The sequence below is a fragment of the Halanaerobium sp. genome, from assembly GCF_003070835.1.
This window is the reverse complement of the sequence record NZ_QBLR01000380.1, coordinates 1-2,961: the sequence shown is the minus strand read 5'-3', so window position 1 is coordinate 2,961 and position 2,961 is coordinate 1. Positions and strand designations below refer to the sequence as shown.

Annotated in this window: 2 protein-coding genes; one reads left to right on the top strand and one right to left on the bottom strand. The window is 32.6% G+C overall.

All coding sequences use genetic code 11. The annotated features are described in order from the left end of the window. Positions 1-150: 150 nt before the first annotated feature. On the bottom strand, positions 151-1,161 hold the full coding sequence (locus CI949_RS19315) for a LacI family DNA-binding transcriptional regulator (protein ID WP_133531396.1): 1,011 nt from the start codon (positions 1,159-1,161) through the stop codon (positions 151-153). A 370-nt stretch (positions 1,162-1,531) separates the two neighbouring features. Between CI949_RS19315 and CI949_RS19310 the strand changes: the two genes are divergently transcribed. After that, positions 1,532-2,767 (top strand): IS110 family transposase, encoded by a 1,236-nt coding sequence (locus CI949_RS19310; RefSeq protein WP_290769435.1) that lies wholly within the window; start codon positions 1,532-1,534, stop codon positions 2,765-2,767. The last annotated feature ends 194 nt before the right edge of the window (positions 2,768-2,961 follow it).

Here is a 2,961-nt window from a genome sequence, read left to right as displayed (position 1 = left end):
ATCGTTAAATTTAATTTACACAACTTATTATACAATACTCTTAAAGAAAATGAAAAACAGAGCATAAATGCAACAATTAAACTAAATCAATTAAATAATGATTTAGAATCAGAAATTAATGATTCTGAAATAAAGCTTAAAGTAGAAAATTTAAATTTCTCTCACTGATTCCCTTTCAATCAATTCTGTGGGGATAACTGATTTAGTTGATTTCTTTTCAGGATTTTGGATGCGCTCAAATAATTTTCGTGCAGCTTCCTGGCCCATTCCTTCTTTATCGACAGAAATAGTGCTAATTGACGGCGAAGTAAAAGCAGTGAGTTCAATATTATCAAAGCCAATAATTGAAATATCCTGAGGAACCTTAACTCCATATTTATTAAAGGTCTGCAATAGCCCAATCGCAGTTGCATCATTGGCCGCAAAAATAGCAGTAGGAAGTTTTTCTTCCTTTAGGAATTCTTTTGCCAGTTTTTGGCCCATATCCTGGCCAAATTCACTTTTAATTTTTACGAAATGACTATTAATTTCTAAATCATTTTCCATCATTTCTAATTTAAAAGCCTTGTATCTTTCTTCAAAACTGGGATGGCTCAGAGGTCCTCCTGCATAACCAATATTTTTGTGGCCCATACTAATTAAATAATTAACTGCTTTCATTGCTCCCGAAAAATTATCAGAAACAATGGAATCCATAATCGGAGAGCTTAAATAATTATCAACTAAAACTGTTGGAAACTTAAGTTTTTCAATGGCTCTAATCATTTTTTGATTGATATCAGCTCCAGCCAGAATTAAACCATCAACTTTATTCTGACTGATAATAGCAGGAACTTCTTTATTATCCAGGGCATCAAGTATAATTGTAGAAAACAAAAGATTATAATCAAAATTTTCAACTTCTATTTCCACTCCTGCAATAACCCTGGTATAAAAGGGATTATTAAAAATAGGAATATGATTTCGACTCATGAGAAAAGCAATATTATGAGTTTTTAAATTTGCCTGAGAATGGAAAGAAAAATAGCCCATTTCTTTAGCAATATTTAAGACTTTCTGTCTGGTAACAGGAGAGACACCACCTTTATCATTCAGTGATTTAGAAACTGTTGAGATTGATACTTCTGCTTTTTCAGCAATATCTTTAATTGTAACACTCATAATAATTCTTCCTTTCTATTGTGTTATTCTAAATTATAGAAACTAATAAAACTAAATAATTTGTACTCCATTTTATCTTTTGATATAATTTATTCGGGATGGAGTACATTGCGGCTCTTTTAAAAGAGTAACGCTCTAACATTGTGTACTCCGTCCTTTTTTTCTTTTGTTTGATAAATTTGTTCATAATAGGTGGATTAGGCTAGTTCCTTTCTTGCGGCTCTATTTACTAGAGTAACGCTTTCTTTAAGACTGCCATCCACCTGTTTCTATCATCAGAGACGTCAAATAGGACGCTGCGAATCAACGCTAATCCAATAGGGCACGCCTGATGATAATTTAAATAAATCTAACCAAGGAGCTGATTATTGTGGAACATCAAAACTATGTATTTGTCGGTGTTGATACTCACAAAAACCAGCATACTGCCTGTGTCTTAAGCTGTTTTCATCAAAAATTGGGTTTAACTCAAACTCCCAATAACCCAACCAATTTCGACAGTTTTATTCAGGATATTAATTCATTTAAATCTCCTGATAAAAAACTTGTCTTCGGCCTTGAAGATACCCAAGGACTCGGCCACTCTCTTGCACAGTGGCTTTTAGATCAGGGCTATACTGTTAAAGAAATTAACCCTGCTCTAACCAAAAGAGAAAGGCATCATAGTGCTAACCCTGACAAATCTGATGAAATTGACGCTGAAGCCATTGCTAATGTATTACTGACAGATTTCAATGAGCTTCCTGATGCTATCTATGATGCTAATTTTAAAGCAATCAGACAGCTCAATAACCAGCGTCAGACTTTTATTAAAGAACAAACTAAACTTAAAAACAGATTCCACAATTTAATTCACCAACAATATCCTGAATACAAAAAGTTCTTTAGTGATCCATTTGGTAAAACGGCTATAGCTTTTTATGAAAAATTCCCTCATCCCGCAGATCTTAATTATTATGGAGAGGATAGGCTACAAAAATTTCTTAATAATCAGGCTAAATCTATAGGTAACGATAAAGCTGCCACTATACTTTCTCTGGTAGATAAAGATAAAAAGAAAACTGCTGATGCTGAAGCCAGAAATACTATCATCATAGGTATCATTGAGCAATTACGAGTACTTTCTAAATCACTTGAAAAGATCAATGATCAGCTTGAAAAAACCGTTAAAGAAAGTCAATATCAGCTGACAACCATGCCTGGTATTGGTTTCAAACTAGCTGCACTATTTATCTCCAATATTAAAAATATTGATAGATTTGAATCAGCCAGTAAATTAGCACGTTTTGCAGGTTTAGCCCCAGTAGAACATAGTTCTGGTACTTCTAAAAATTTAAGTTACAAAAAGTATGGATGTCGTGATTTAAACCATGCTTTTCATTTGCTTGCAGTTCAACAAATTGGCAGCAGTATCAATGGTAAGATTAAAAATCCTGTTTCCTACAAATACTACCAGAAAAAGCTTCAAGAAGGCAAATCACAAAAAGTAGCTTTAACCTGTCTTGAAAGACGTTTAGTTGATATTATCTATGCCATGATGAGGGATAGATCCGCCTACAAATTACCTAAAAATATTAATTATGAAGTGCTAGATAAAGCAGGCTAAATCAAGTTTCTAGTAATCTTAAAAACTAATATTTAATCCTTGGATATCCCTATGCTAAATTTCAGTACCATTCTTTACCATGGAAATTTTTAACTTGACATAGGACGTCTTAAAAAAATGATTACGAAATTAATTCTTAATAAATTGTTTTTTTCTTTCAAAATCAGCGAAACTTATTTCTTTTAGTATAACAT

Bases quoted from the DNA above. Each gene is read 5' to 3' on its own strand.
- CI949_RS19315 (WP_133531396.1), bottom strand. From the start codon at position 1,161: ATGAGTGTTACAATTAAAGATATTGCTGAAAAAGCAGAAGTATCAATC.